The sequence below is a fragment of the Mesorhizobium sp. M1403 genome (assembly GCF_040317695.1).
In the GTDB taxonomy this organism is placed as follows: domain Bacteria; phylum Pseudomonadota; class Alphaproteobacteria; order Rhizobiales; family Rhizobiaceae; genus Mesorhizobium.
In genome coordinates, this window is sequence record NZ_JAMYKY010000079.1 from 1 (window position 1) to 2,740 (window position 2,740).

General features: G+C 61.1%; 2 protein-coding genes and 2 pseudogenes. 2 read left to right on the top strand and 2 right to left on the bottom strand.

Going from position 1 to position 2,740, the window contains the following annotated elements; all coding sequences use genetic code 11:
- Positions 1-176: 176 nt before the first annotated feature.
- Positions 177-278, bottom strand: a pseudogene (locus NKH01_RS35025) (LysR family transcriptional regulator); the annotation flags it as partial.
- 576 nt (positions 279-854) lie between these two features.
- Between NKH01_RS35025 and NKH01_RS35030 the strand changes: the two are divergent.
- Both NKH01_RS35030 and NKH01_RS35035 read left to right on the top strand, forming a co-directional pair.
- On the top strand, positions 855-1,130 hold the full coding sequence (locus tag NKH01_RS35030) for an acyl carrier protein (protein ID WP_023679611.1): 276 nt from the start codon (positions 855-857) through the stop codon (positions 1,128-1,130).
- Positions 1,131-2,336, top strand: coding sequence for a beta-ketoacyl-[acyl-carrier-protein] synthase family protein (locus NKH01_RS35035; RefSeq protein ID WP_352453892.1), 1,206 nt, complete (start codon positions 1,131-1,133; stop codon positions 2,334-2,336).
- Here the strand turns inward: NKH01_RS35035 and NKH01_RS35040 are convergent.
- Positions 2,323-2,487, bottom strand: a pseudogene (locus tag NKH01_RS35040) (LysR family transcriptional regulator); the annotation flags it as partial. The gene NKH01_RS35035 and the pseudogene NKH01_RS35040 overlap by 14 nt on opposite strands.
- Positions 2,488-2,740 lie beyond the last annotated feature (253 nt).

Consider the following 2,740-nt stretch of genomic DNA (forward strand, 5'->3'; position numbering starts at 1 on the left):
TGCCGCCGTCGAAACGGGCGACGACGGACTTGCCGCCGACTGATGACAAACCGCTCAGCGGCAGCGCAAGATCGTTCATGGTGGGTGTGGTCTCCGGGAAATGGTTCGGATCGGCTTAAGCAACCAAATCCTACGTCATTTCAACGGCTTGCGCCCCATCCACCAACCCCCATGAATTTGGTTAGGTTGATGCGGCGTGCCGCCGCCGTGAGGCCGCGCTCGCTCAGCAGCGCGTCGAGAACGACGAGAAGATTCAGATCGAGCCCTTTGAAACGCATGTCTTAGCTATCCATAGCGTGGATGCATTTGATTGAAACAAACGATTTTACCAATTTTCCGGAATGTCGCATGGACTTGGCAGGACCTCACGTGCGCCGATCACTGCCTCTATCGCGTGGCGAGTCCCTTGAGAAGAGCCCGAAAGAGGAAATCTGTCGAGTGCGGTGGAGATTGTACTGGGAATGAGAGGCAGCGCTCCGATCATGTCGAACTCTCCGACGAATGGCGGACCGGTACAATAGTTGATCGCAACTGGTCCGGAGCTATGAAACATCTCGATTACATATGAGGTGCCGAGTGAATACGCTGACAGCACCCACCGTCGCAGCGTTTAGCTGACGTTTGACGACGGTTCCTATCCATTTACACGCAGATTCTTGATGTGCTGGCGCAAAAGCGGGAGGGCCGGCGACTTTTCTTCGTCATCGGGCTGACGCCGCAGAAGCCGGAACTCGTCCGGTTCCTATGGGCATTGGGCTTGGTCGGTCGCACAGGCTCTATGAGGGGCAATTTTGGCAACGCGACGCGACTCGGGTTTTGAACGACGCCGAAAACGCAAGCTGGAAAGGAACAAGATGGCAGATCAACTCGCCAACGAAATAATCGCCATGATCAAGAAGCGCGCCGCGTCGGAGGGCGGCATAGCGCCTGCCACAGGCGGCGAGATAACGGCTGCCACGGGACTGACTTCGCTCGGTATCGATTCACTGGGATTGGCGGACGTTCTCTGGGACCTGGAGCAGGCCTACGGCATCGAGATCGAGATGAATACGGCCGAGGCATGGTCGGATCTCCAGAATGTTGGGGACATGGTGGAAGCCGTGCGCAGCTTGCTCGCTAAGGGGGTGTGAATGGACAGGCGCGTCGTGATTACTGGGATTGGCGGGATTTGCGGGCTTGGGACCAACGCCGCCGCCATTTGGACAGAGATGCGAGAAGGCCGCTCCGCCATCGGCCCAATCGTCAACTCCGAGCTCCATGAATTGAGGGTCAGGATCGGTGCCGAGATCAAGGCGCTGCCGGAGCATGACATCGACGGCAAGCAACTCATCTCCATGGACCGCTTCAGCCTGCTCGCTGTGCTTGCGGCGCGCGAAGCCATGCGTCAGGCCGGACTTTCCTCCAAAGAGGGAAATAGCTATCGCTTCGGTGCGACGGTGGGCGTTGGCGGCTGCGGGTGGGATGCGATCGAGCAAACCTACCGCGCCATCCTTCTGGGCGGTAAGCGTGCCGCTCTTTTGACTGTACCCAAGGCGATGCCGGGTGCCGCTGCCGGCCAGGTCAGCATGAGTCTCGGCCTGCGCGGGCCGGTCTTCGGCGTCACGTCCGCCTGTTCCTCGGCAAACCATGCGATTGCCTGCGCGGTGGACCAGATCAGGCTCGGCCGGGCCGACGTGATGCTTGCCGGCGGCAGCGAAGCGCCGCTCATATGGGGTGTGCTGAAGGCATGGGAAGCGATCCGCGTGCTTTCGCCCGATACTTGCCGGCCATTCTCGGCCGATCGCCAGGGCCTGTCGCTTGGTGAAGGCGCCGGCATGGCGGTGCTGGAAAGCTACGAGCATGCCCTGGCTCGGGGCGCCACCATCCTTGCCGAAATTGCCGGTGCCGGCCTTTCCGCCGATGCGTCCGACATCGTCGCGCCGACTGTCGAGGGGCCGGAGGCAGCAATGCGGGCCTGCCTTGCCGATGCCAGGCTGGACGCCGAGGATGTCGACTATCTCAACGCGCACGGCACCGGCACCAAGGCCAACGACCAGATCGAGACGGCGGCGATCAAGCGCGTCTTCGGTCAGCACGCCTTCTCAATGTCCATTTCTTCTACCAAGTCCATGCACGCGCATTGCCTCGGCGCGTCCGGCGCGCTCGAGTTGATCGCCTGCGTGATGGCTATCCGCGAGAGCGTCGTGCCGCCGACTGCCAATTATCGTGAGCTGGACCCCGATTGCGATCTCGACGTCACGCCCAATGTGGCACGCGAGCGCAAGGTGCGCGTGGCACTGAGCAACTCCTTCGCCTTTGGCGGCACGAACGCGGTTCTGGCGTTCAGGCAGGTGTAGAAGCCATGAGAGATGCCTCCGGCAACATTATCTCTCGCATCCAGATGCTTGCCGGATAACTATTGTGAAGGGCGGGTCATTGACCGCCTCGGCGAATGCGGGAAGTGGCAGCGGAAGCTCGACGATCCGGGGGTATCGTCTTTGCGAAATTCTTAACTGTTGAAGCGGCTTGGACGTACCGCCGCCCCGTAAAAGGTAAGCGAGGCCCTGCGGGCTCGGCTTGAGGGTCTGAAGCTGTACACGACAATGTCTGGAAGCCGCAGGGTCGGCTCTGCGCCCGTTATAGTCGCCTGAGTGCTGCCGGCCCGGCCGCGCCGCGGGCGCCGTCAACGAACTCCTTGAACCTGCGGACCTTGCCTGTCTTGGCCGACGCTTCGAAGCGCGCCGTCGTGCTGGCCTCCAGA